The sequence below is a fragment of the Streptomyces sp. SUK 48 genome (genome assembly GCF_009650765.1).
Lineage (GTDB): Bacteria > Actinomycetota > Actinomycetes > Streptomycetales > Streptomycetaceae > Streptomyces.
The window spans coordinates 6,695,313-6,718,265 of sequence record NZ_CP045740.1 but is presented as its reverse complement, the minus strand read 5'-3'; the positions used below and the strand labels follow the sequence as shown (position 1 = coordinate 6,718,265).

The following is a 22,953-nucleotide window of genomic DNA, read 5'->3' as shown; positions in this document are numbered from 1 at the left end:
TCGGTCAACTCCATGAATCCCTCCCGGGCACAGTCCGTCCGCACCTCTTGGTCGGTGACCAAGGCGCATCTTCAGTAGACTAGGTCGGTGACCAAGAAGCAAGCTGCGGATGAGACAGCCACCCGATCGAGGCTCGATCTGGAGTCGGTCGTCCGGGCCGCCCTCGGCGTGCTCGACGAACGCGGCGCCGAGGCCGTCTCGGTGCGCGGCACCGCCGACCGGCTCGGCGTGCGGATGAACACCGTGCTGTGGCACGCCAAGACCAAGTCACGGCTGCTGGAGCTGATGGCGGACGCGATCGCCGCCGAGGTGCCGCTGGACGGCCTGCCCGAGGACTGGCGCGCACGGGTGCGCGAACTGGCCCGCCGCTACCGGGACGCGCTGCTCGCGCACCGGGACGGCGCCGCGCTGGTGACGGGCACCTACGCGGCCGAGCCGGGCACCCTGCGCTACGCGGACACCATGATGGAGGCGCTGCTCGACGGCGGTCTGTCCGAGCGGGACGCGGCCTGGGCCTTCTGGACGGTGCTGTATCTGACGCTCGCCCTCACCCAGGAGCAGCAGGCCCTGGGCGACGCCCGCGAGCACACGCTGAGCACCGCACTCGCGGGGGGCGACTACCCGTCGCTGAGCCGGGTGGCCCCGCACCTGGAGGACATCGACTTCGACGCGCGCTTCGACCACGGTCTGTCCCTGATCCTGCGTTCACTGACCCCGGCCGAGCCGGACGGCGGCACCCGCCCGGCGGCCGGGTCCGGGATCAGCTGATACCGATCCCCAGGTCGAGCGGGCCGGACCCGGGCGGCGCGGCGCGCGGCGCGAGACCGCCCAGGGCACGCGCCTGGGCCGGTGTCCGGACCGGCGTCCGGTCCGGGTGCCGCTCCGGAAGGGCGGCCAGGGCGGCGGCGACCGCGGCCGACGCGGCCGCGTCGAGATCGGCGCCGGTGCCACGGGCGTCGTGGCGCAGTTCGTCCACGGCGAGCCGCAGCAGCTGGGGCAGCAGGTCCCGGCAGCGCCGGGCCACCCAGCCGGTGCCGGCCGTGGCCAGCCACAGCAGGTTCGCCGCGCGGGTCGGCGCGGGGAGTTCCGGTTCCGGGCAGGGGGGCCGGCCGGTGGCGTGGCCCGCGTCCGCGAGCAGGGTGTGGAAGCGGGCGGCCAGCCGGCGGTGCCCGCGTTCGCCGGGATGCAGCCGGTCCGCGCTCCACAGCGCCCGGTCGGCGATCCAGCCGCCGTCGGACGCGTGCAGATGCACGGCGCCGTACCGCTCGGACAGGGCGTGCACGACCGCGTTGACCCCGCGCTGGCGCCGGGCCAGCGGGGCGGCCAGGGCGCCCGGCAGGCCGAGCATCGCGCCGGGATCGGGCAGACAGGCGGTGAGCAGGGTGGCGCCCTCGCGGGCACAGGCCGCGTAGACCTGGTCGAGGCGGGCGGCCACCGCGTGGATGTCGAAGGTCTGCCGCAGGGTGTCGTTGACGCCGACGACCACCGCGACCAGATCGGGGCGGAGCGCGAGGGCGGCCGGGATCTGCCGCTCCAGCACGTCCCGGGTCTGCGCGCCGCTGACCGCGAGGTTGGTGAACTCCGTGCCCGCGCCGAGCGCGGGCGCGAGCAGCGCGGCCCAGCCCCGCGGGCCGTCCTCGGTGAAGTCGCCCACGCCCGCGGTCAGCGAGTCCCCGAGGGCGACGAAGCGGACGGGTCTCGCCCCACGCCGGACGGGTCTCATGCCACGCCCTCCGGGACGCCCCGACGGGTACCGTCACGGCCGCCCGCACGGACCTCGGCGCGGTCCACGCCGTCACCGCCGTCCGCACAGACCTCCGCACGGTCCATACCGTGACCGCCGTCCCTTCGGACCTCCGCACGGTCCATGCCGTCACCGCCGTCCCCTCGGACCTCCGCGCGGTCCATGCCGTCACCGCCGTCCCTTCGGACCTCCGCGCGGTCCCGCACCTCCGCGTCGTGCGCGGCGAGGAACGCCTCCACCGCCGTGCCCCAGCCGAAGCACTCGGCCCGCGCGCGTGCCGCCTCCCGGCGCTCGGACGCGGGCCGGTCCAGCAGCAGTTCGACGGCGTCGGCGAACGCCTCTCCGTGGTCGGCGGCGGTCGCCCCGGCCGACCCGATGACCTCGGGCAGCGCGGAGGAGGCGCTGGCCACCACGGGCGTGCCGCAGGCCATCGCCTCCAGCGCGGCGAGCCCGAAGGTCTCGGCGGGCCCGGGGGCGAGCGCGAGATCGGCACTGGCCTGGAGCGCGCCGAGCGCGGCCCGGTCGGAGAGGTGCCCGAGGAAGGTCACCGGCAGCCCCCGGTCCCGGGCGCGCTGCTCCAGGCGGCCCCGCAGCGGTCCGTCCCCCGCGACCACCAGCACCGCGGGCCGTCCGCGTCGTATCAGCGCCTCCAGGGTGTCCAGGGCGGTGCCGGGGCGCTTCTCCACGGACAGCCGGGAGCACATCACCAGCAGCGCCTCTCCCCCGGGCGCGTGCCGCGTGCGCACGCCGGGGTCGCGCAGGGCGGGGTGGCGGGCCATCAGGTCGACGCCCAGGGGGGCGCGTACGACATTGCGCGCGCCGATCCGGACGAACTCGCGCTCGGCGTACTCGGTGGTGCACACCACGCGTGAATAGACATGCGCGGTACGGGTGTTGAGGGCGTCCGCGGTCCGCCTGGACAACCGCTCGGGCAGGCCCCAGGTGCGCAGCACACCGTCGGCGGTCTCGTGGGAGACCATCACGGCGGGCACCCGCGCCCGGCGGGCCCAGCGGCCGGTCCAGCGCAGGGTGGTGCGGTCGGAGACCTCCAGCCGGTCGGGGCCGAGGTCCGCCAGGAGGGCGGCGAGCCGGCGCCGGTCGGTCAGCACGCGGTAGCCGCCGGTGCCGGGGAGCAGCGGTCCGGGCAGGGTGATGACCCGGCCCTGCTCGGTCTCGGTGTCGGTGTGCCGGGCGCCGGGCACGATCAGCACCGGTTCGTGGCCCGCCGCCAGGAAGCCCTTGCCCAGTTCGCGCAGGGCGGTGCGCAGACCGCCGGAGGCGGGCGCGACGAAGTTGGCGAGCCGGACGATGCGCAGCGGCCGGTCGGTCGCACCGGTCGTCCCTGTCGCACCGGGCATGGCCATCGCCTCGCTCATGCCGCCACCGCCGTCCGGCGTCCGGCGAGCACGTCCGCGTAGTGTCCGATCAGCCGGTCGCCCACGGCGGCCCAGGTACGGCCCTCGACCAGGCCGCGGGCGGCGGCGCCGAACGCGATCCGGCGCCCGGGGTCCGCGGCCAGGGACCGTACGGCGTCCCGGACGGCCCCGGCGTCGCGCGGTGGCACCAGCAGTCCGGTACGGCCGTGCCCGACCAGGTCCAGCGGCCCTCCGACGGCCGGCGCGACGACGGGGACGCCGCTGGCCATGGCCTCCTGCACGGTCTGGCAGAAGGTCTCGAACGGGCCGGTGTGCGCGAACACGTCCAGCGAGGCGAAGATCCGCGCCAGATCATCGCCGGTACGGCGGCCCAGGAAGGCGGCGCCGGGCAGCGCCTCGGTGAGGTGGGCGTGACTGGGTCCGTCGCCGACGACCACGAGTCTGACGCCGTCCAGGGCGCAGACCCCGGCGAGCAGTTCGACGTGCTTCTCGGGGGCGAGCCGGCCGACGTAGCCGACGAGCAGCTCACCGTTCGGGGCGAGGTCCCGGCGCAGCGCCTCGTCACGGCGGTCCGGCCGGAAACGTACGGTGTCCACGCCTCGCGGCCACAGCCGCACCCGGGGCACCCCGTGCGTCTCCAGGTCGCCCAGGGCGGCGGTGGAGGGGGCGAGGGTGCGGTCGGCGGCGGCGTGCACGGAGCGGATCCGGCGCCAGGCCGCGGCCTCCCCGGCGCCCATGTAGGTGCGGGCGTATCCGGCGAGGTCGGTCTGGTAGACGGCCACGGCGGGCAGGCCGAGCCGGGCGGCCGCCGCCATCCCGCGGGCGCCGAGGACGAAGGGGCTGGCGAGGTGCACCACATCGGGCCGGTGCGTCACGAGGGCCGCGGCAAGCCGCCGGCTGGGGAGGGCGATACGGACCTGGGGGTAGCCGGGGAGCGGGAGCGAGGGGATCCGGACGACCGGGCACGGGGCGTCCGTGTCGGGCCGGGTGCCCGGAGCGGGGGCGGGGGCGACGACGAGCGGGTGGTGACCGCGATCTACGAGGTGCCGGGCGGTCTGGAGCGCGCAGTGGGCCACGCCGTTCACATCGGGGGGAAAGGATTCGGTCACGATGACGACACGCATACGGGTGTTGTCGCCGCGCCGGACGTGGCCGCGTCAACGTCGATCTTTCCGCCCGGGGAACGTCCCATGAGCGTTGTACTCCGCGACCGGGCGGCCCGGGCGGCGTCCACGGGACGCTGGGCCGGGGGTCACCCGGCGTTCACCCGGGGCCCCGCCGTTCCCGTCGTCCGCGAGGCCGCCCCGCCCCGCGCGGGTCGTCCGCGGTCCCCTCGCCGGCCCGTCCCGGCGGCCTCAGCCCGCCGACATGTCCGGCCCGAAGCGGCTGCGCACCGCCGTCTGGACCTCGTCCTCCTCGGCCGGGTCGGCGGCGAGGCGGCGGAGGCGTTCCACGACCCGGGCGTCGCCGGTCTCGGCGTGGCGGGCGGCGAGTTCGCGGGTGGTCTCCTCGCAGTCCCAGAGGCATTCGACGGCGAAGCCGGTGGCGAAGGAGGGATCGGTGGCGGCGAGGGCGCGGGCGGCGCGGCCGCGCAGATGGGAGGAGGCGGTCTCGCGGTAGACGTGGCGCAGCACCGGCGCCGCGCAGGCGATGCCGAGGCGTCCCGCGCCGTCGACCAGGGTCCACAGCGTGGGCGCGTCGGGGCCCTCGCCGCGCACGGCCTCGCGCAGGGCGCCGAGCACCAGCCGGCTGTCCTGGGCACCGCCGCGGCAGGCGAGGACGCGGCCGGCGGCGGCGCCGAGCACGTCGGGGCGCTGGGCCCAGCCGCGCGCGCGGTCCACGGCCGCGACACTGCGCATCCGTTCGAAGGCGTCGACGGCCGCCTCCACGACGGCCTCGGTGCCGTCGGCGACCGCGGCCTCGACCAGATCCAGCGCCTCGGGATCGTTGCTGTCCGCGAGATAGCGCAGGGCGGTGCAGCGGGCCCCGTCGGTGCCGGCGCGGGCGGCCAGCAGGATCTCCGGCCGGTCCTCGGGTCCGGCCACCGCGACCAGACAGCGGGCGGCGGGCACATGGAGGGCGGCGCCCCGGTCGAGGCCCTGCTGGGCCCACTCGAAGACGGCGCGCACGCTCCAGCCGGGGCGGGGCCCGGTCGGCCGCATCTGCCGTTGCCAGCGGTCGAAGCATCCGGCCTCGTGGGCGGCCCGCACCCGGGCGCCGATGCCGTCGCGCGGATCCTCGGCCCACAGCCGCCAGGGCCGGGGTTCGAAGGCGTCGCGCACGGCGGTGGCCAGCTCGGCCTCGCCCTCGGGGTCGGCGGGGAAACGGGCGAGCACGGGGGCGGCGAGGGCGCGCAGCCCCGCGTCGTCGTCGCGCAGCGCCAGTTCGTCCAGCGCCCAGGCCCAGTTGGCGCCCTGGGCGGCGTACCGGCGCAGCAGGTCGAGAGCGTCCCGGCGGCCGTACGAGGCGAGGTGGCCGAGCACCGCGAGGGCCAGGCCGGTGCGGGACTCGTCCGTCTCCAGGTGGTCCTCGGGGTCGAAGAGGTGGGCCTCGACGGCGTCCAGTTCGCCGTTCAGGTCGAGGAAGAGCCGGGCGTAGTACAGGGAGCGGTTCTCCACCTGCCAGTCGTGGCGGGGATCGCGCAGCACACAGTGGTTCAGGGCCGCCAGCGCTTCCGCGCGGGGGGCGGTGAGCGCGTGCAGCGTGCCGTCGCCGCGGCCCCGCTGGAGCAGGCCGAGCAGCGTACCGCTGGGCGCTATGACCGGATCGAACATGGGAAACAGCCTCACATCAAGCGTCGACGCAACCGGGGAACACGCACCTACCTGGCCGCGTGACACAACGTCGGAGCGCCCACCGTCTCTTGCTTGCTGTAGCCCATTTCTCTCTGCCTCTCGTCGGTGGCCCATGCGGACCGCATCACGGCCCGCGCGGTGCGGCAACACCTGCCCAGCCATCGCGTCCGTGAATCACGTCGTCATGATGACCCGCGGTGTGTGCTGCCGCGACCGTATTTCCGGCGGCCCTGTACCGCCTCCCCCGTTTTCCGTGTCTTAGCTGGTCAGAAGCCCGGCGTCAGCTGACGCCGAACAGTTCGAGCACATCGACCCGACCGAACATCCGGGCGGTGTCGACGGCCGACGGCGTGCCCTCGGCGGGGTCGGCGCCGCCCTCCAGGAGGGCCTTGACGACCTCCGCCTCCCCCTTGAAGACCGCGCCCGCGAGAGGGGTCTGGCCCCGGTCGTTGACCCGGTTCGCCTCGGCGCCGCGGGCGAGCAGCGCGCGCACCGCGTCGGCGTGCCCGTGGTACGCGGCGAGCATCACGAGGGAGTCCCCGCGGTCGTTGGTGAGGTTGGCCGGAACGCCCGCGTCGACGTACGCCACGAGTGCTTCGGTCCGCCCCTGCCGGGCCAGATCGAAGATCTTGGTCGCCAGCTCCACGACCTCGGGGTCGGGGGCTTCGCTCATCGGCCGGACCGCCTCTCATTACAACCGTTCAGGTGAACCGCAAGGGTACTGGCTCGCGCCTCACATGACCCGTTGTGCCCGACGTAAAGATCGCTACGGGCGGGGGTCCTCCGCAAGTCCCCCGCTTCGAGGGTGCCGTATCAAGCTCCACCGTACGGGCGAATAGTCACGATATTCACCCGCTTGCGCTCTTTGTCGTATAGGCACATTCTGTGATCCTGGAAGTACTGATGGTGACTGTCCCCCTCGACACCAGGAGGCACCCAATGATCCTCTCCATGTCAGGCGTCGTCCTGCTCGGCACCGTCGTGTTCCTTTACTTCCGCAAGGACGGCCTCAAGGGCTCGCACGCCTGCATCTCGACTCTGTTCGGCTTCTATCTGTCGAGCACGGCCATCGCCCCGAGCATCAAGGCCGGCGGGGAGAGCCTGGCCAGCCTCCTGGGCGGGATCAAGTTCTGACGCCGGTCCGGCACGACGCCCCGCCCGCACGCACCACCAGGAGACAGCAGTGGCCCGGCGCCCACTCCCCCGCATTCTGAGCAAGGACGGCGCGCAGATCGCCCGGACCCAGCTGGCCCGGAGCCGGGAGCTGGCCCGGACGGCGGCCGACAGCGCCACCGACGTCCTCCATCCGCTGATCACCCTCTCCCGCGGGCTGCGCCTGCTGGCCACGGCGGGGCGGGTCCGGTGGACCGGCACCCCCAAGGACCGGCGCGGACCGCTGCTGTTCCTGGTGGCCTGCGTGGTCCTGGTCGTGGCGCTGGCACCGTACGGGCCGCTGCTCGCCGTCATCACCGTGATGGCGGCGGCGGCCTGGCTGGGCCGCGACCGCACCCCGCCCGCGCCCGAGGGGCCCGACGAGTCCCAGACCGAGCGGCTCCGGGCGCTGTACGAGGCGCTGGTGCCGTACTTCTCCGTCCCCGAGGACCCGGCGCCGCTGTACACGCACGGCGGGGAATGGGAGAAGGCGTTCTCCGCGCACGAGTTCGACGACGCGGGGCGCGTCGGACACCTGGCGCTCCGCTACCCCGCGTACTTCCCCGACGGCGAACCCGAGGCCCGCGCGCGGATCGAGCAGGTGCTCGCGGCGAAGGCGGGGCGCGGGCGCGAGTACCGCTTCGGCTGGGACGAGGAGGGCAACCAGCTCGCCGTGACCGTCCTGCCGCCGCTGCCCGCCGACATCGTGGCCCAGCGGTTCGTGACCGCGCCCGGCGAGAGCGTGCTCGGCTTCACCGACCCGAGCGAGGTGCAGCGCACGCTCCCCCTCTCCTTCGGGGACTACGGGGACTCCTACGAGGAGCGGCGCGATGTCCCGCCGGTCGTGTGGCGCACCGGCACCCGCTCCACCGAGCCGCATCTGCTGGCGGTCGGCCAGCCCGGCAGCGGCACCTCCACCCTGCTGCGCTCCCTCGCCCTCCAGGCGCTCCAGTACGGCGACGTCCTCATCGTGGACGGCGGGGGCACCGGTGAGTACGCGTGCCTGACCGGGCGGGACGGGGTGGCGGCCGTGGAGTGCGCGCTGCCGGGGGCGCTGGCGAGCCTGGACCGGGTCGCGCGGGAGACCGAACGGCGGCTGGTCGCGATCAACCTCGCCCGGCAGGCGGGCGACCCGCCGCCGGCCGACACCCGGCGCCCGCTGTGGATCCTGCTCGACCGGCCGAGCGTCTTCACCCACCTCGCGGAGGTGGACGGCCGCGAGGACCCGCAGGACCTGCTCCGGGTGCCGCTGCGGCACGGGCGGGCGGCGAACGTGACCGTGGTCGTCGCCGAGCAGTACGACGGCCTCGACGCGCTCGGCGACGCGGTACGGCAGCACACCCGGGCCCGGGTCGCCCTCGGGCCCGCGGCGCCGCGGCAGCTGGAGGCGGTGCTGGGGGTTGCGCCCCGGACGACTCCGCCGGCGCAGGTGCCGCCGGGGCGGGGGTACGCGCGGCTGGGCCAGGGGCCGGTGCACCGGCTCCAGGTGCCGAGGACGCCGGACCCGTACGACGACGCGACGAGCGAGGGGGACCGGCGGGCGGTGCTGGACCTGCTGCCGCCGAGGACCGCGCAGCCGGCTCCCCCGGTCGACCTGACCAAGGAGGCTCCCGCGGAGCCGGTTCCCGTGGAGGCCGTGACGGCGCAGCCCGTGGCCGCCGAGCCCGTGGCCGCAGAGTAGTTCCACCGGGCGCGAGCGCGTCGCGGCTGCTGCCGCAGTTCCCCGCGCCCCCGAGGAACTGCGCCAACCGCCCCGGCTGCGACGTACCGCGCCCGCGGCGCCGGGGCCGGTCGCGCGGTTCCCCGCACCTCCGGGGAACCGGCGTCCCGCCGGCCGACCGGGCGCGGAACCGGTTCCTGCCGAGCCCGTGGCCGCGGAGCAGTCCGCCGGGCGCGGGCGCGTCGTGGTCGATCGCGCGGTTCCCCGCGCCCCTTCGGAGCGCTCTACGCCACGAACGTCCGGGGTGATTCCGCCGCCGCTCCCGTGCCGCCGGTCTCCACCAGCCGTGCCGCCGCGGCCAGGCGTACCGCCGCCTCCTCGGCCACCGCTCCCCCCACGGTGAACGGCAGCCGGACATACCCCTCGAACGCGCCGTCGACACCGAAGCGGGGGCCGGAGGGGACGCGGACGCCCGTGCGTTCGCCCATTTCGGCGAGGCGGGAGCCGGAGAGGCCGCCCGCGCGGACCCAGAGGGTCAGGCCGCCCTGGGGGACGGAGAACTCCCAGTCCGGCAGCTCCCGGCGGAGCGCGGTGACCAGGGCGTCCCGGTTCTCCCGGGCCTGCGCCCGCCGCAGCGCGACCGCCTGCTCCCAGCCCCCCGTGCTGAACAGCCAGTTGACGGCCAGCTGCTCCAGCACCGGCGTCCCCAGATCGGCGTACGCCCGCGCCGCGACCAGGCTGCGGACGATGTCCGGCGCCGCCCGCACCCACCCGATCCGCATCCCGGCCCAGAACGCCTTGCTGGCCGAGCCGACCGTGATCACCGTGGAGCCGGCGGGGTCGAACGCGCAGACCCGGCGCGGCATCCCCGCCGCGGCCACCTCCTCCTCCAGCCACAGCTCGCTCATCGTCTCGTCGGCGACGAGCACCGTGCCGGCCGCGCGGGCCGCGTCCACCAGGCGGCGCCGCTGGTCCTCGTCGGCCAGCGCGCCCGTCGGGTTGTGGAAGTCGGCGACCACATAGGCGAGCCGGGGCGCGGCCTCCCGCAGGACCTGGCGCCAGCGGTCCATGTCCCATCCGGCGAGCCCCTCGGCCATCGCGACCGGCACCAGCCGCGCGCCCGCCTCCCGCATCAGCTGGAGGATGTTGGCGTAGGAGGGGGACTCCACGGCGATGCGCTCGCCGCGGCCCGCGAAGAGATGGCAGATCGCGTCGATGGCGCCCATCGCGCCGGTCGTCACCATGATCTGCTCGGGCATCGTGGGGATGCCCCGCGCGGTGTAGCGCTCGGCGATCATCGCGCGCAGGGCGGGCAGCCCGGCCGGATAGTCGCCGTGCGTGTGCGCGTACGGCGGCAGTTCCTCCAGCGCTCCCTGCACGGCGCGGGTGAGCCAGGGCTCGGGCGCGGGCAGGGAGGCACAGCCCAGGTCGATCATCGAGCCGAGGGCCTCCGGGGGCAGCGGCTCCAGACCGCGCGCGGGCACCGGGTTGCCGGCCGGTACCGCGGTCCAGCTGCCCGCGCCGCGCCGGGACTCCAGGAAGCCCTCGCCGCGCAGCGCCTCGTAGGCGGCCGCGACGGTGGTGCGGCTCACCGAGAGGGAGAGGGCCAGTTCGCGTTCGGCGGGCAGCCGGGCGGCGACCGGGACGCGCCCCTCCAGCACCAGCAGCCGGATGCCGTCGGCCAGCGCCCGGTAGGCGGGCGGGCGGCGGCTGCCGGGACCGGCCGGCCGCTCCTGCTGGGAGGTGAGCAGCCGGGCGAGCTGCGCGGCCCCCACCGCCGAGGTCCACTGCGCCATGAGATCAGTCCACCTTCCCCGGATTGGCCATGGATGGAGTTTCCTCCCAAGCCACAGAGTGACATGCGTCAGGCCACCACCACTACCCAGGGGGGTATGTTGTGTCCGCTCCCGGACATAGAGGACACCGATTGGTCCGCCGGCTGGTCCAGCTCTACCTCGGACTCACGCTCTACGGCGTGAGTTCCGCGCTGCTCGTCGCCTCCGGCCTCGGCCTGGAGCCCTGGGGGGTGCTGCACCAGGGGCTCGCGCGGCGGACCGGGCTGACCATCGGCGAGGTGTCGATCGTCGTCGGAGCGGCGGTGCTGCTGCTCTGGATCCCGCTGCGGCTGCGCCCCGGCCTCGGCACCGTCTCCAATGTCTTCCTCATCGGCCTGTCCCTGGACGGGACGCTCGCGCTGCTGCCCGCGGCGCACTCGCTGCTCGCGCGCGTCCCGCTGCTGCTCGCCGGGGTCCTGCTCAACGGCGCGGCCACCGGCCTGTACATCGCGGCGCGCTTCGGACCGGGCCCGCGCGACGGCCTGATGACGGGTCTGCACCAGCGCACCGGGCACTCGATCCGGCTGATGCGCACGGCCATCGAAGTGGCGGTGGTGGCCACCGGGTTCGCGCTGGGCGGCACCGTCGGCGTGGGCACCGTGCTGTACGCCCTGTCCATCGGCCCGCTGGCCCAGTTCTTCCTGCGGGTGTTCGCTCTGCCCCCGGCATCGAGCGGCAGCACGGTCGTTGCCGAAAGGACACCCCGGGAAGCGATACTGCGTCGGTGACCACCGCGATACGCCACCCCTACCTCGACCATCCGGGCCCCCTCGCCTTCGCCCATCGCGGCGGAGCCGCCGACGGGGTGGAGAACACCGTGGCGCAGTTCCGCCGCGCCGTGGAACTGGGCTACCGCTACATCGAGACCGATGTGCACGCCACGGCGGACGGCCGGCTCGTGGCCTTCCACGACACGACCCTGGACCGGGTCACCGACGGCGCCGGCCGCATCGCCGACCTGCCCTGGGCCGAGGTCCAGCGGGCGCGGGTCGGCGGCCGTGAACCGGTGCCGCTGTTCGAGGAGTTGCTGGAGACCTTCCCCGAGGTCCGCTGGAACATCGACGTCAAGGCGGAGCCCGCGCTGCGGCCGCTGCTGGACCTGCTGGAGCGCACGGGCGCCTGGGACCGGGTCTGCGTGGGCTCGTTCTCCGAGGCGCGGGTGCTGCGCGCCCAGCGGCTGGCCGGGCCCCGCCTGGCCACCTCCTTCGGCACCCGCGGGGTGCTGAGCCTGCGGCTGCGCTCCTGGGGGCTGCCGGCCGCGGTGCGCCGCTCGGCGGTCGCCGCGCAGGTGCCGGAGGCCCAGTCGGGCGTCCCGGTGGTCGACGCCCGCTTCGTCCGCGCCGCCCACGCGCGCGGGCTGCACGTCCACGTCTGGACGATCAACGAACCGGAGCGCGTGCACCGGCTGCTGGACCTGGGTGTGGATGGCATCATGACCGATCACATCGACATGTTGCGCAAGGTCATGGAGGAGCGCGGGCTCTGGGTCTGACCGACCCGGCACCGGCCGCCCTTGCCTTCGCAGGGGAGCGGAAGCGAGGGCACGATGGGGACCGACACCGTGCGCGCGGGGGTGGCGGACGAGACCGCCGACCTCCGGCGCCAGCAAAGAGGCTGGTACTTCTACGACTGGGCGTACTCCGTCTATTCGGCGAGCGTCCTGACCGTCTTCATCGGCCCCTATCTCACCTCGGTCGCCGAGCACGCGGCGGACTCCGGCGGCTATGTGCACCCGCTGGGCATACCGGTGCGGGCGGGGTCGTACTTCGCCTACTCGGTGTCCCTGTCGGTGATCCTGGCCGTGGTGGCGATGCCACTGGTGGGCAGCGCGGCGGACCGCACGGGCCGTAAGAAGCCGCTGCTCGCGGCGGCGGCGTACACCGGCGCGGCGGCGACCACCGGCATGTTCTTCCTGGACGGCGACCGGTATCTGCTGGGCGGGGTGCTGCTCGTCGTGGCCAACGCGGCGGCGGCCGTCGGCGGGATGCTCTACAACTCCTATCTGCCGCAGATCGCCCCGCCCGAGGAGCGCGACGCGGTCTCCTCCCGGGGCTGGGCGTTCGGCTACGGCGCGGGGGCCATGGTCCTCGTCGCCAACCTGGTCCTGTACTCGGCCCACGACTCCTTCGGCCTGAGCCAGGGGCAGGCGGTGCGCATCTGCCTGGCCTCGGCGGGCCTGTGGTGGGGCGCCTTCACCCTCGTGCCGCTGCGGCTGCTGCGCGACCGGCGGGCGCGGGCGGCGGGCGGGGCCGCGCCGGAGGGGGTGCCGTCGACGGGACTGCGGCAGCTGGCGGCGACGGTACGGGACATGCGCCGGCACCCGCTGACGCTGTCCTTCCTGCTGGCCTACCTGATCTACAACGACGGCATCCAGACCGTCATCTCCCAGGCGTCCGTCTACGGCTCCCAGGAGCTGGGGCTCGGGCAGTCCACGCTGATCGTGGCGGTGCTGCTGGTGCAGGTGCTGGCCGTGGCGGGCGCGCTGGGGATGGGGCGCCTCGCGCGGACGTACGGCGCCCAGCGCACCATCCTCGGCTCGCTGGTGGCCTGGACGGTCACGCTCGCCGCCGGGTACTTCCTGCCCGCGAAGACGCCGGTGTACTTCTTCCTGCTGGCCGCCGCCATCGGCATGGTGCTCGGCGGCAGCCAGGCGCTGTCCCGCTCGCTCTTCTCCCATCTGGTGCCGCCGGGCAAGGAGGCCGAGTACTTCTCGGCGTACGAGCTGAGCGACCGCGGGATGAGCTGGCTGGGCCCGATGCTGTTCGGCGTGACGTACCAGCTGACCGGTAGCTACCGGTCGGCGATCATCTCCCTGGTGGCCTTCTTCATCATCGGATTCGCGCTGCTCGCGCGGGTCCCGGTGCGGCGTGCGATCGCCGCGGCGGGGAACCCGGTACCGGAGAGGATCTAGCGCCGATTTAGCGCTCGGCGCGAAAGGGCGGTAGTGTACGCGTTTGGCCTGCCAGGCGTACCGTTACTGCGCGTCAAAGATGCCGAAACGCTGGGTGACATCTGCTAGCAGATGTGACAAACCGGGCGCCTGTGGGTAGAACAAGGGGCGGCTACGACGGCGACGCATGACCCGGAACGGGACTCGGAACGGGAATCTTTACCGCCGACCGGACGTTGACCGGATGACGACGACAGCGACACCTGTCCTGTGGGCGACAAGCCCGGGAGGCACGATTCATGAGTGAGCGAGCTCTTCGCGGTACGCGCCTCGTGGTGACCAGCTACGAGACGGACCGCGGCATCGACCTGGCCCCGCGCCAGGCCGTGGAGTACGCATGTGAGAAGGGGCATCGCTTCGAGATGCCCTTCTCGGTCGAGGCGGAGATCCCGCCGGAGTGGGAGTGCAAGGTCTGCGGGGCCCAGGCACTCCTGGTGGACGGCGACGGCCCGGAGGAGAAGAAGGCCAAGCCCGCGCGCACCCATTGGGACATGCTGATGGAGCGGCGCACCCGTGAGGAGCTCGAAGAGGTCCTCGAGGAGCGTCTGGCCGTGCTGCGTTCGGGGGCGATGAACATCGCCGTGCACCCCCGGGACAGCCGCAAGTCGGCATAGCGGGCAAGCCGCGAGCGCACCTGCACAAGAGACCGCGGGCGCCGTACGTCCTTCAGGACGTACGGCGCCCGCGGTCTTTCGTGTCTCGGGTCTTTCGTGTCTCCGGGCTCGCGTGTTCTCGGGGCTCGCGTGTTCTTCGGAGCTAGCGGGTCAGCGGCGGCCGGTGCTCGTCCGGCCCCGGACGCCCGGCACGGTCCTCGCGGACGACCTCGCCCGGTACGACCTTGCCGTCCGGGCGGTGCATACGGGCCTGCTGGAAGGCGTCGCCCAGGCTGCCCGGGGCGGCGGCGCGCAGCCGCTTCTCGACGGTGTTCTCCGCCAGCCGGCTCACGGCCTTCTGGACCGGCGGCAGCAGCAGGAGCAGGCCGAGGACGTCGGAGATCATGCCCGGGATGATCAGCAGCAGGCCGCCGAGCATGGTCAGCCCGTTGCCCCCGCCGCGCTGGGGGGAGCCGCCCCGCTGGAGCGACTCGTTCAGGTTCTGGAAGGCCCGCCGCCCGGCCCGCTTGATCACCACGGAACCGGCCACCACGCCCGCCACGAGCAGCAGGAACACGGTCATGCCGCCCGCCGCGCCGGCGACCAGGGTCAGCAGCCAGATCTCCAGCACCAGCCATCCGGCGAGGCCCAGCGGCAGATACCTGCGCAGCCGGGAGCGCCGGGGCCGGGCGGTGTTCAGGGAGGTCGGAGCGCCTGTCGTCATACCCCCAGTGTGCCTGGCCCCGGCTCAACGCCGGATAAGGGGCTACGGGGTCCGCTTGTCCTTGCCGGTGAGCTTGGCGACGCGGTCCCCCGCGCCCCAGGCGGTGACCCGCCACAGCGCCTCGACCAGGATGTCCTTGCTCATCTTGGAGTCGCCCAGCTCGCGCTCCACGAAGGTGATCGGGACCTCGATCACGTGGTAGCCGGCCTTGACCGCGCGGCGGGCGAGGTCGACCTGGAAGCAGTAGCCCTGCGAGGCGACCTCGTCCAGGCCCAGGCCCTTGAGGGTCTCGGCGCGGAAGGCGCGGTAGCCGCCGGTGATGTCGCGCAGCGGCAGATCGAGGGCGAGCCGGGAGTAGAGGCTGCCGCCGCGGGAGATGAACTCGCGGGACTTGGGCCAGTTGACCACCCGGCCGCCGGGCACCCAGCGGGAGCCGAGCACCAGGTCGGCGCTCTTGAGGGCGGTGAGCAGCCGGGGCAGCTCCTCGGGCTGGTGGGAGCCGTCGGCGTCCATCTCGATCAGCACGCCGTAGTCGTGCTCCAGGCCCCAGCGGAAGCCCGCGAGGTACGCGGCGCCCAGGCCCTCCTTGCCCTTGCGGTGCATGACCTGGACGTTCTCGTCCTCGGCGGCCAGCTCGTCGGCGAGCTTGCCGGTGCCGTCGGGGCTGTTGTCGTCCGCGATCAGCACGTGCGCTTCGGGGACGGCCTTGCGCACCCGGCCGACGATGGTCTTGATGTTCTCCGCCTCGTTGTAGGTCGGGATGATCACCAAGGCCGTGCCGAGCGGACCGAACTGCCTCCCCTGGGCCGTGGCCGCGAGGGTCCCGTCGCCGTCGTTCACTGCTGCCCCTTCTGGTCGTACGCAGGCGTCCACCATAGTGGCCGCCGCCTGGGTAGACGTGACAGCTGGTACGTATGGTGGTGTCGATTGCACAAGAGTGGGGTAAGAACGCGCTTTTCGGGATGTTCCCGGCCTGTTTGCGCGACGTTCTTTTCCTCTTCCGACTGTTCGGATGATCCCGAACCCGGATGGGTTGCCTCCCCCGTGCTGCGGATGGGGGCCCGGCGCCCTTCGGGCCGACCTGGGACCCGCTGGCTGCGGATCGACCGAGAGCCGTTGTCTACTGAGGCCGGGCCCCACACCCGGGGTCACACCTGGCCGACCGGCTGGAACGCTTCCCCGCCGGCGCGGGCGCTGAGCCTGGCTGCCAGTGGCGGTGCCCCGGTGCGGGGCGCCGTCCCTGACCCAGCGACGCGGCGGGGAGGTGCGCGAACGCTTCCCGGTCGGGCGTCCGGTGGTGGACTCGGACGAACCTACCGGCCCTCCGCGCCCGACTGTCAACAGACCTCTGACCTGGGCGTCCACTGTGCCGCCCGGGAGTGGCGCGGAGGATGCGCAGGTCGCGCGAGGCGCCCGGGGCGAGGGGCGGCCGCCGCGCCACCCCCGGAGATCACTCGCCCGGCCGTACGAAGACCGTCCGGCCGCCCACCACGGTGCGCAGACAGCGCGGCAGCTCGCCGCCCGGGGTGAGGTCGGGCAGCCCGGGGGTGCCGGAGCGCGGGTCGGTCGACCAGCGGGCCACCCGGTCGTCGGGGGCCTGCACCACCAGCTCGCCGGTCTGCCAGACGGCGAAGTCGGCGGGCGCGCCGGGCACCAGGACGCCCGCGTCGTCCCGGCCGATCGCCCGCCAGCCGCCCCGGGTGTGCGCCGTGAAGGCGGCGCGCACGGAGACGCGGTGCTCGGGGGTGTGGTGGAAGGCGGCGGCGCGGACCGTGCCCCAGGGGTCGAGCGGGGTGACGGGGCTGTCGGAGCCGAAGGCCAGCGGGACGCCGGAGCGCAGCAGCGCGGCGTACGGGTTGAGGGTGCGGGCCCGCTCGGCGCCGAGGCGGCGGGCGTACATGCCGTCCGCGCCGCCCCACAGCGCGTCGAAGGCGGGCTGCACGGAGGCGATCAGGCCCAGCTCGGCGAAGCCGGCCACGGTCTCGGGGGTGAGCATCTCGGCGTGCTCGACACGGTGCCGGGCGGCCCGGATACGGGCGAGGCCGACCTTCTCGGCGGCGGCGCGCACCCCGTCGACCACGCGGGACACGGCGGCGTCCCCGATCGCGTGGAAGCCCGCCTGGAGGCCCGCCTCGGTGCAGGCGATCACATGGGCGGCGATGGCGTCGGTGTCCAGGTAGGCGGTGCCGGAGTGGTCCGCGTCGGCGTACGGCTCGTGCAGGCACGCGGTGTGCGAGCCGAGAGCGCCGTCGGCGAAGAGGTCGCCCGCGGCGCCGATCGCGCCCAGCTCGCGGGCCTTGTCGACGTCCCGCTCGGCCCAGTAGCCGAGGACCCGGGGCCCGGGCAGGGTGGCGGCGAGCTCCAGCAGGCCGGTGAAGTCGTCCTCGGAGGAGATCTGCGGTCCGCCGCACTCGTGCACCGAGCCGATGCCGAGGGAGGCGGCGTGCGCCAGCGCGGCGCGCTGGGCCTGAGCGCGCTGGGCGGGGGTGACGGCGGCGAAGGCGGCCGCGCGTACGGCGTGGTGGGCGTCCCCGGTCAGGGGCGCGTCGGTGCGGGGCAGGTCGCCGCCGGCCAGGTCCAGCAGGGCGGTGGTGACGACGGCGGAGTGCACGTCGATCCGGGAGAGGTAGAGCGGGCGTTTGCCGGTGGCCTCGTCCAGCTCCGCGCGCGTCGGCGGGCGGCCGCCGGGCCAGCGGGCGGCGTCCCAGCCGTGGCCCAGCAGGACGCGGTCCCCGGGCCGGGCGGCGGCGAACTCGCGGACCAGGTCCAGTGCGGCCGCCAGCGAGGGCGCGGCGCTCAGATCGAGGCCGGTCAGCGCGAGGCCGGTGGCCGTGGTGTGCACATGGGCGTCCGTGAAGGCCGGGGTCACGAGCGCGCCGCCGAGGTCGATCACCTCCCCCACCCCGTCGGCGAACGCGTCCGCCGCGCCCTCCGACCCGACCCAGGCGATATGGCCGGCCTCCACGACCATCGCGGTGGCGAAGGGATCGGCGGGACTGTGGACGTCGCCGTTGCGCAGGAGGAGGGTGCGGTCGCTCATAGGCGACAGTTTCTCTCGGCCGGCGGGGGGCGTCGCACCTGGGGCGGCGGGCAGCGGCGCGGGGGCGCCCGCAGCGCACGGGGCGCCGGCCGGCCGGTGGCGGACGGGCCGCCGTCAGATCTGCGGCGGCCGTGCCTCGTACGGCGTCGAGAGGACCACCGTCGTACGGGTCGACACCCCGGCCAGGCTGCGGAGCCGGGCCAGGAGTTCCTCCAGTTCGTGCGGGGTCGCCACCCGGACCTTGAGGATGTAGTTCTCGTCGCCGGCGACGCTGTGGCACGCCTCGATCTCGGGCACGCCGGCGAGGCGGTCCGCGATGTCGTCGGGGGCGCTGGGGTCGAACGGTTTCACCGAGATGAACGCGGTGAGGGGCAGCCCGACGGCCTCCGGGTCGACCACCGCGGCATAGCCGCGGATGACGCCACGCTGTTCGAGCCGGCGCACCCGCTGGTGCACGGCCGACGTGGACAGGCCCGTGGCCTTGCCCAGGTCGGTGTAGCTCATCCGCCCGTCCTTGACGAGCAGCTGCACGATCTGTCGGTCCAGCTCCTCCATGGCGCCAAAACCTACAGGGCGTTCGATCTTCTCGGACAGCGGACGGCCCTCCAGGGATGCCGGTACGGTCATCTGCCCGCACGATGTGACGAACGCCACACCATTCGAACAGGCTCCGTGATGTTCTCGTGATTACCGCGGAGAGCGGACGGGAAGTGCTTGCTGTGGTCGTGGCCGCCGAGCCTTTCACGGCCCAGCCTTAGGGGGAGAATCCCATGCAGAGTGTCAAGCGCCCTGGTCGATCCGCGTCCAAGCGGCAGCAGCCGGTGGTCTGGCCCGAGCCGGAGGGCGTCGAATCCGACGCCTTCGAGGACGAGCTGGACGCCTACGACACCTTGGAGATGTACCGGGTGATCTGCCCGGACTGCGCGCAGCCGATCGCGCTGCTGGCGGACGAGGAGATCCTGCCGGAGCACGCGCTGTGCGCCTCGCCGTGGAACCCGTTCGGGCTCACCGTGTGCGCCGGTACGGGCCGGTCGGCCACCGAGGCCCGTCCCGCGGACGCGTCCGTCACCCCGCAGGAGCAGGACACCGCCCTGCTGCTGACGCTCCCCCAGGGCCTGGACTGGCGGACGCAGCCCTTCTCGCACGTCGGCGGCCCGGGCTCGCGCCCGATGCGGGTGCCGGAGATGCGCCGCCGGGCCGCCTGAGCCCCGCGCACCGGACCCTCTGCGACGCCGGACGTCCCTGCACTGACGCTCGATTCGGGCGGGCGGTGACCTGTGCGCCGGGTGCGGCGTTCTCACGGGTATGACATCCCCGCACCCGGTCACCGGGCGTCGGCTCCCCATCTTCGTGCCGCGCCCCGCGGCGGCGGACCGGTCCGCCGCTGCGCAGGACCCGCCCATCTACCGCGATCTGCTGCGCGTCTGGGCCGATCGCGGCCGTACGCTGCCGGGCCGCCAGGACCCCGAGTGGGTGCGGCTGGCGGCGCCGGCGGTGCGTACGGGTCAGTTCGGCTCGGACCGGTTCAGCGGGCTTCGGGTCCCGCCACGTGACGGGCGATGACCATCCGCTGGATCTGGTTGGTGCCCTCGACGATCTGGAGCACCTTGGCCTCGCGCATGTAGCGCTCGGCCGGGAAGTCGGCGGTGTAGCCGTATCCGCCGAGGATCTGTACGGCGTCCGTGGTGACCTTCATGGCGGTGTCGGTGCAGTGCAGCTTGGCCATGGCGGCCTGCTTGGCGAACGGCTCGCCGGCGTCGCGCAGCCGGGCCGCGGCGAGGTAGAGGGCGCGGCCCGCCTCGATCTGGGTGGCCATGTCCGCGATCATGAAGCGCAGGCCCTGGAAGTCGGCGATGGGGTGGCCGAACTGCCGCCGCTCGGTGGCGTAGCCGACCGCTTCGTCCAGCGCGGCCTGGGCGACGCCGATGGCGCAGGCGGCGATGCCGAGGCGGCCGGAGTCGAGGGCCGCGAGGGCGATGCCGAAGCCCTGGCCCTCCTCGCCGATGCGGCGGTCGTCGCCGACCCGGACGCCGTCGAAGTGGACCTGGGCGGTGGGCGAGCCCTTCATGCCCATCTTCTTCTCGGGGGCGGCCGCGCCGAGGCCCGGGGCGTCGCCGGGCACCAGGAAGGCGGTGATGCCCCGGGGGCCGTCCTCGCCGGTACGGGCCATCACGGTGTAGAAATCGGCGATGCCGCCGTGGGTGATCCATGCCTTGGTGCCGGTGAGCACCCAGTCGTCGCCGTCCCGCACGGCCCTGGTACGCAGCGACGCGGCGTCGGAACCGGAGGCGGGTTCGGACAGGCAGTAGGCGCCGAGGAGTCCGCCGCCGAGCATCGCGGGGAGGTGTTCGACCTGCTGCTGCTTGGTGCCGTAGGTGGCGAGCGCGTAGGAGGCGAGGGTGTGCACGCTGAGGCCGAGACCGACGGTGAGCCGGACCGCGGCGAGCTCTTCCAGTACCTGGAGGTAGACCTCGTACGGCTGGTCGCCGCCGCCGTGCTCCGCGGCGTACGGCAGGCCGAGCAGGCTCGATGCGGAGAGCAGAGTGAAGACCTCGCGCGGGAAACGGCCCGCGTCCTCCTCTTCGGCGGCCCTTGGGGCGATCTCACGCCGGGCTATCTCCCGGACGAGGGTGAGCAGGTCCCTCGCCTCGTCCGTCGGCACGTGACGCTCCACCGGCTGCGGGTCGCGGTCGGACATGACGTCGGTCTCCTCCCTGGTGGGGAACCGGCGGCACGGCCCACGGGTCAGGGCGGCTCCGCCTGATCGTTCCGTTACGGCCACGGTGCGCGCCCCCGGATCACGGAAGCCCGCTGACCAGCGGCTGCGCTGAGTATGCCCGAACAACGGACTCCCGTCACCAGTTAACGACCGCTCACTCGAACATTCCAGCCGGGCGCCGGACGGGGGTGGCGTGACACGGTCTCCGGGGCAGGTGGGGACACGTCTGGGACCCGCCCGCGGCCGACACACGGCCGCGCGGCCGGAAACAGCTCCCGGGGCGTTGACCTACTGGTCTAGTCCTCCTACGGTCCATGACCGGCGCGTCAGCGCGTGCGGGTGTTTCTCTCACGGATGCGAGGAGGCACGATGCGGCATTCTCAGCGGTTTCGGGTGCGGACGCTGGTCTCGGCGGTGTGTGCGGCCGCGATCGGCGCCGGGCTGCTCCTCGGGGCGGGGGCCGTCAGCGGGGGCCGGGACGGGGCCCTCCCGCACGGCAACGCGCCGGGGCTGATCAAGTCCCTGGAGTAACCGCCGGGTTCAGAGCAGGCCCAGCTGGGTGACCAGCATCGCGGTGACCACGACGAGCACCCACCCCAGCACGTGTTCGAGGATCTCGGGCCCCTTGTCGCGGGGCCCGCCGGTGCGGGCGCGGGTGGCGGTGGCGGAGTGTGCGGTCATGCTGGTACTCACAGAGGTCGGACGTGCAGAGCGGTCTCCCCCACCCGTCCGTCCACCTTGCCACCCGCGACGGCGTACGCGGCGATGAGCTTGCTCACACGGTCAGCGCACCCCCACCGCGGCCAGGGCCTTGCGCTGGTGGGCGCTCGGATGGGCGGGGAAGTACAGGTAGCAGACCCCGCCGGTGCCGGAGGCGACGGCGCCGGAGGCGTTGTACCGCTTCGTCCTCAGCCAGATGTTCTCGAACTCCCGGCGCCGGTACACCCGTCGTACCGCGTCGTCCCCCGGCGCGGCCGGATCGTTGGCGATCACATCGCCGTCCGCGGTGAAGCCGATCACGGTCATGAGGTGTCCGGAGGTGCCGTAACCCGCCCCGGTCAGCTCGGTGCTCAGGAACGACTGGGACGTCATGGCCGGGATGCCGGCCGCGACCAGCGTCTCCAGATCCGTCAGCGAGACGAGCCGGGTGACGACGCCCTGGAGGTCGGCGAAGGTCGCCGCGTAGGCCGCGTTGAACGGCCAGTTGCCGCAGCCCTCGTACTGGTAGTCGTACGTGAAGCGCGCGGCCGCGTCGACCTGCGGGTCGGCGTAGGACGGGTCGACCCAGGACAGCTGGTCGGCCGTGAGCCGGCCGCCCCAGTACTCGACGATCATCTGCGAGGAGGTCGGACTGCACCATGCCTCGCCGCCGTTGTCGTACTGCGGGTACTGGCCCTTGTGGATCTCCTGCGAGTAGCGCGGCACCACCAGTTCCTGCGCGAGGCCGGGTGTGGAGGCCGGGACGGTGAAGCGGTCGGGGATGTCGGAGCCCATCGCGCCGAGCCGCCACACGGTCGGGGTGAGCCGGGTGCCCGGCCTGCGGTAGAGGGTCAGGCGCAGCCGGTACGACGCGAGGCGCAGCCCGGTGCTCGCGTCGTCGATGGCGAAGGTGTCGGTCCAGACGCTGCTCCGGCCGTCGCTCTGGCCGTCCACCGAGGTCCGCTTGATGTCCTGGTCGCCGGCCGCCCAGCGGCCCATCACGTACCAGGGCGTGTCGCCGCCGTCCGAGTACGTCCCGCTCAGCTCCACCTGGATCCAGGTGCCGTCGGGGGTGTGCGCGTTCCAGGAGGAGACGACCTCGGTGGCCGGGACGGTGAGCCGGTGGCGCGGGGAGGTCCAGGTGGCGTACTCCCAGGCCGCGGTGGTGCCGGTGTGCGGGTCGGTGTAGTCGACGGAGCCCGCAGGGGCACCGATGACCACACCGGGCCGGGGGCCGGAGACCGGGCGGGCGCCCTGGGCGCTCCCGGTGCGCCACTCGCTGTAGGTGGTCCAGGCGTGATAGTCGACGGGGCGGGCCGCCGTCGGACCGGTCGTGTCGGTGGCGAGCGCCCGCGCGGTGGCGGTCCCCCGCTGGGCGGCGGCCGCGGCGGGCGTGGCGGCGCCGGCCATCGCGGCGGCGACCGCGACGGTCAGAAGGGTTCGGCGGGACGGCTGTTGGGCTCTGCTCATGGGCGCGAATACCCCCAGGTCTCCGGAGTCATGGCTTGGATCATGCGCACGTCGTGCGCCAACTATGGAGCAGCCGCAGGGCCCCTGCCAGCACTTGGGCGGATGCCGCGCCATGAATATTGGTCTGATCCGGTGGCGGTGGGCCACCGGAGGGACGAAGGCCCCGGCCCCGGGACCGCGGAAGCGGTGCCGGGGC

Annotated in this window: 23 protein-coding genes; 10 read left to right on the top strand and 13 right to left on the bottom strand. The window is 74.0% G+C overall.

Annotated elements, in window-relative coordinates; translation table 11 throughout:
- Positions 1–87: 87 nt before the first annotated feature.
- Positions 88–768, top strand: coding sequence for a TetR/AcrR family transcriptional regulator C-terminal domain-containing protein (locus GHR20_RS29835; protein WP_153814905.1), 681 nt, complete (start codon positions 88–90; stop codon positions 766–768).
- Here the strand turns inward: GHR20_RS29835 and GHR20_RS29830 are convergent.
- The 5 genes from GHR20_RS29830 to GHR20_RS29810 form a co-directional block, all read right to left on the bottom strand.
- Positions 761–1,723 (bottom strand): SGNH/GDSL hydrolase family protein, encoded by a 963-nt coding sequence (locus GHR20_RS29830; protein ID WP_153814904.1) that lies wholly within the window; start codon positions 1,721–1,723, stop codon positions 761–763. The two genes, GHR20_RS29835 and GHR20_RS29830, sit on opposite strands and share 8 nt — an antisense overlap.
- Positions 1,720–3,120: a glycosyltransferase gene (locus GHR20_RS29825; protein WP_243878157.1), complete on the bottom strand. Its 1,401-nt coding sequence runs from the start codon at positions 3,118–3,120 to the stop codon at positions 1,720–1,722. The genes GHR20_RS29830 and GHR20_RS29825 overlap by 4 nt, the downstream gene beginning before the upstream one ends.
- Positions 3,117–4,244: a glycosyltransferase family 1 protein gene (locus tag GHR20_RS29820; RefSeq protein ID WP_153814903.1), complete on the bottom strand. Its 1,128-nt coding sequence runs from the start codon at positions 4,242–4,244 to the stop codon at positions 3,117–3,119. The genes GHR20_RS29825 and GHR20_RS29820 overlap by 4 nt, the downstream gene beginning before the upstream one ends.
- A 231-nt stretch (positions 4,245–4,475) precedes the next feature.
- Positions 4,476–5,894 carry a HEAT repeat domain-containing protein gene (locus tag GHR20_RS29815; protein ID WP_111586626.1) on the bottom strand — a complete coding sequence of 473 codons (1,419 nt, stop codon included), beginning with the start codon at positions 5,892–5,894 and terminating at the stop codon, positions 4,476–4,478.
- A 301-nt stretch (positions 5,895–6,195) separates the two neighbouring features.
- Positions 6,196–6,588, bottom strand: a complete 393-nt coding sequence (locus GHR20_RS29810; RefSeq protein ID WP_153814902.1) for an ankyrin repeat domain-containing protein — start codon at positions 6,586–6,588, stop codon at positions 6,196–6,198.
- Positions 6,589–6,854: 266 nt separating this feature from the next.
- Here GHR20_RS29810 and GHR20_RS29805 point away from each other — a divergent pair, with 266 nt between their 5' ends.
- Both GHR20_RS29805 and GHR20_RS29800 read left to right on the top strand, forming a co-directional pair.
- Positions 6,855–7,049, top strand: a complete 195-nt coding sequence (locus tag GHR20_RS29805) for a hypothetical protein (RefSeq protein ID WP_111586624.1) — start codon at positions 6,855–6,857, stop codon at positions 7,047–7,049.
- 49 nt (positions 7,050–7,098) lie between these two features.
- Complete coding sequence (locus tag GHR20_RS29800) at positions 7,099–8,748, top strand: ATP-binding protein (RefSeq protein WP_153814901.1); 1,650 nt, start codon at positions 7,099–7,101, stop codon at positions 8,746–8,748.
- Positions 8,749–9,011: 263 nt separating this feature from the next.
- Here GHR20_RS29800 and GHR20_RS29795 read toward each other — a convergent pair whose 3' ends face one another.
- Positions 9,012–10,523 (bottom strand): PLP-dependent aminotransferase family protein, encoded by a 1,512-nt coding sequence (locus GHR20_RS29795; protein ID WP_148027701.1) that lies wholly within the window; start codon positions 10,521–10,523, stop codon positions 9,012–9,014.
- A 101-nt stretch (positions 10,524–10,624) separates the two neighbouring features.
- Here GHR20_RS29795 and GHR20_RS29790 point away from each other — a divergent pair, with 101 nt between their 5' ends.
- From GHR20_RS29790 to GHR20_RS29775, 4 genes are all read left to right on the top strand, one after another.
- Complete coding sequence (locus tag GHR20_RS29790) at positions 10,625–11,290, top strand: hypothetical protein (protein ID WP_148027700.1); 666 nt, start codon at positions 10,625–10,627, stop codon at positions 11,288–11,290.
- On the top strand, positions 11,287–12,054 hold the full coding sequence (locus GHR20_RS29785) for a glycerophosphodiester phosphodiesterase (RefSeq protein WP_148027699.1): 768 nt from the start codon (positions 11,287–11,289) through the stop codon (positions 12,052–12,054). The genes GHR20_RS29790 and GHR20_RS29785 overlap by 4 nt, the downstream gene beginning before the upstream one ends.
- Before the next feature lie 54 nt (positions 12,055–12,108).
- Positions 12,109–13,473 carry an MFS transporter gene (locus GHR20_RS29780; RefSeq protein ID WP_153814900.1) on the top strand — a complete coding sequence of 455 codons (1,365 nt, stop codon included), beginning with the start codon at positions 12,109–12,111 and terminating at the stop codon, positions 13,471–13,473.
- Positions 13,474–13,751: 278 nt separating this feature from the next.
- A complete protein-coding gene (locus GHR20_RS29775) occupies positions 13,752–14,126 on the top strand; it encodes an RNA polymerase-binding protein RbpA (RefSeq protein WP_003977404.1) in 375 nt (124 codons plus the stop codon).
- 142 nt (positions 14,127–14,268) lie between these two features.
- Here GHR20_RS29775 and fxsA read toward each other — a convergent pair whose 3' ends face one another.
- From fxsA to GHR20_RS29755, 4 genes are all read right to left on the bottom strand, one after another.
- Complete coding sequence (fxsA, locus tag GHR20_RS29770; protein WP_111586618.1) at positions 14,269–14,829, bottom strand: FxsA family membrane protein; 561 nt, start codon at positions 14,827–14,829, stop codon at positions 14,269–14,271.
- Positions 14,830–14,871: 42 nt separating this feature from the next.
- Positions 14,872–15,669, bottom strand: a complete 798-nt coding sequence (locus GHR20_RS29765) for a polyprenol monophosphomannose synthase (RefSeq protein WP_111586617.1) — start codon at positions 15,667–15,669, stop codon at positions 14,872–14,874.
- A gap of 610 nt (positions 15,670–16,279) precedes the next feature.
- Positions 16,280–17,869 carry an amidohydrolase gene (locus tag GHR20_RS29760; RefSeq protein WP_111586616.1) on the bottom strand — a complete coding sequence of 530 codons (1,590 nt, stop codon included), beginning with the start codon at positions 17,867–17,869 and terminating at the stop codon, positions 16,280–16,282.
- Positions 17,870–17,983: 114 nt separating this feature from the next.
- Positions 17,984–18,424 (bottom strand): Lrp/AsnC family transcriptional regulator, encoded by a 441-nt coding sequence (locus GHR20_RS29755; protein ID WP_111586615.1) that lies wholly within the window; start codon positions 18,422–18,424, stop codon positions 17,984–17,986.
- A 215-nt stretch (positions 18,425–18,639) separates the two neighbouring features.
- Between GHR20_RS29755 and GHR20_RS29750 the strand changes: the two genes are divergently transcribed.
- Together GHR20_RS29750 and GHR20_RS37770 are read left to right on the top strand one after the other, a co-directional pair.
- The gene (locus GHR20_RS29750) at positions 18,640–19,074 is read left to right on the top strand and encodes a hypothetical protein (protein WP_111586614.1); all 435 of its coding nucleotides are present in this window, start codon (positions 18,640–18,642) and stop codon (positions 19,072–19,074) included.
- Between the two features lie 100 nt (positions 19,075–19,174).
- Positions 19,175–19,432 carry a hypothetical protein gene (locus GHR20_RS37770; RefSeq protein WP_111586613.1) on the top strand — a complete coding sequence of 86 codons (258 nt, stop codon included), beginning with the start codon at positions 19,175–19,177 and terminating at the stop codon, positions 19,430–19,432.
- Here GHR20_RS37770 and GHR20_RS29745 read toward each other — a convergent pair.
- Entirely contained in the window at positions 19,395–20,567 is a 1,173-nt protein-coding gene (locus GHR20_RS29745) for an acyl-CoA dehydrogenase family protein (RefSeq protein ID WP_153814899.1), read from the bottom strand. The two genes, GHR20_RS37770 and GHR20_RS29745, sit on opposite strands and share 38 nt — an antisense overlap.
- 390 nt (positions 20,568–20,957) lie before the next feature.
- Between GHR20_RS29745 and GHR20_RS29740 the strand changes: the two genes are divergently transcribed.
- A complete protein-coding gene (locus tag GHR20_RS29740; protein WP_153814898.1) occupies positions 20,958–21,119 on the top strand; it encodes a hypothetical protein in 162 nt (53 codons plus the stop codon).
- 9 nt (positions 21,120–21,128) lie between these two features.
- On the opposite strand, the gene GHR20_RS29735 is transcribed toward GHR20_RS29740, so the two are convergent.
- Together GHR20_RS29735 and GHR20_RS29730 are read right to left on the bottom strand one after the other, a co-directional pair.
- Complete coding sequence (locus tag GHR20_RS29735) at positions 21,129–21,269, bottom strand: SCO1431 family membrane protein (RefSeq protein ID WP_111586611.1); 141 nt, start codon at positions 21,267–21,269, stop codon at positions 21,129–21,131.
- A gap of 102 nt (positions 21,270–21,371) precedes the next feature.
- Positions 21,372–22,757, bottom strand: a complete 1,386-nt coding sequence (locus tag GHR20_RS29730) for a peptidase C39 family protein (RefSeq protein WP_153814897.1) — start codon at positions 22,755–22,757, stop codon at positions 21,372–21,374.
- Positions 22,758–22,953 lie beyond the last annotated feature (196 nt).

Bases quoted from the DNA above. Each gene is read 5' to 3' on its own strand.
- GHR20_RS29830 (WP_153814904.1), bottom strand. From the start codon at position 1,723: ATGAGACCCGTCCGGCGTGGGGCGAGACCCGTCCGCTTCGTCGCCCTC.
- GHR20_RS29825 (WP_243878157.1), bottom strand. From the start codon at position 3,120: ATGAGCGAGGCGATGGCCATGCCCGGTGCGACAGGGACGACCGGTGCG.
- GHR20_RS29820 (WP_153814903.1), bottom strand. From the start codon at position 4,244: ATGCGTGTCGTCATCGTGACCGAATCCTTTCCCCCCGATGTGAACGGC.
- GHR20_RS29815 (WP_111586626.1), bottom strand. From the start codon at position 5,894: ATGTTCGATCCGGTCATAGCGCCCAGCGGTACGCTGCTCGGCCTGCTC.
- GHR20_RS29810 (WP_153814902.1), bottom strand. From the start codon at position 6,588: ATGAGCGAAGCCCCCGACCCCGAGGTCGTGGAGCTGGCGACCAAGATC.
- GHR20_RS29805 (WP_111586624.1), top strand. From the start codon at position 6,855: ATGATCCTCTCCATGTCAGGCGTCGTCCTGCTCGGCACCGTCGTGTTC.
- GHR20_RS29795 (WP_148027701.1), bottom strand. From the start codon at position 10,523: ATGGCGCAGTGGACCTCGGCGGTGGGGGCCGCGCAGCTCGCCCGGCTG.
- GHR20_RS29780 (WP_153814900.1), top strand. From the start codon at position 12,109: ATGGGGACCGACACCGTGCGCGCGGGGGTGGCGGACGAGACCGCCGAC.
- GHR20_RS29775 (WP_003977404.1), top strand. From the start codon at position 13,752: ATGAGTGAGCGAGCTCTTCGCGGTACGCGCCTCGTGGTGACCAGCTAC.
- fxsA (WP_111586618.1), bottom strand. From the start codon at position 14,829: ATGACGACAGGCGCTCCGACCTCCCTGAACACCGCCCGGCCCCGGCGC.
- GHR20_RS29760 (WP_111586616.1), bottom strand. From the start codon at position 17,869: ATGAGCGACCGCACCCTCCTCCTGCGCAACGGCGACGTCCACAGTCCC.
- GHR20_RS29755 (WP_111586615.1), bottom strand. From the start codon at position 18,424: ATGGAGGAGCTGGACCGACAGATCGTGCAGCTGCTCGTCAAGGACGGG.
- GHR20_RS29750 (WP_111586614.1), top strand. From the start codon at position 18,640: ATGCAGAGTGTCAAGCGCCCTGGTCGATCCGCGTCCAAGCGGCAGCAG.
- GHR20_RS37770 (WP_111586613.1), top strand. From the start codon at position 19,175: ATGACATCCCCGCACCCGGTCACCGGGCGTCGGCTCCCCATCTTCGTG.
- GHR20_RS29745 (WP_153814899.1), bottom strand. From the start codon at position 20,567: ATGTCCGACCGCGACCCGCAGCCGGTGGAGCGTCACGTGCCGACGGAC.
- GHR20_RS29740 (WP_153814898.1), top strand. From the start codon at position 20,958: ATGCGGCATTCTCAGCGGTTTCGGGTGCGGACGCTGGTCTCGGCGGTG.
- GHR20_RS29735 (WP_111586611.1), bottom strand. From the start codon at position 21,269: ATGACCGCACACTCCGCCACCGCCACCCGCGCCCGCACCGGCGGGCCC.
- GHR20_RS29730 (WP_153814897.1), bottom strand. From the start codon at position 22,757: ATGAGCAGAGCCCAACAGCCGTCCCGCCGAACCCTTCTGACCGTCGCG.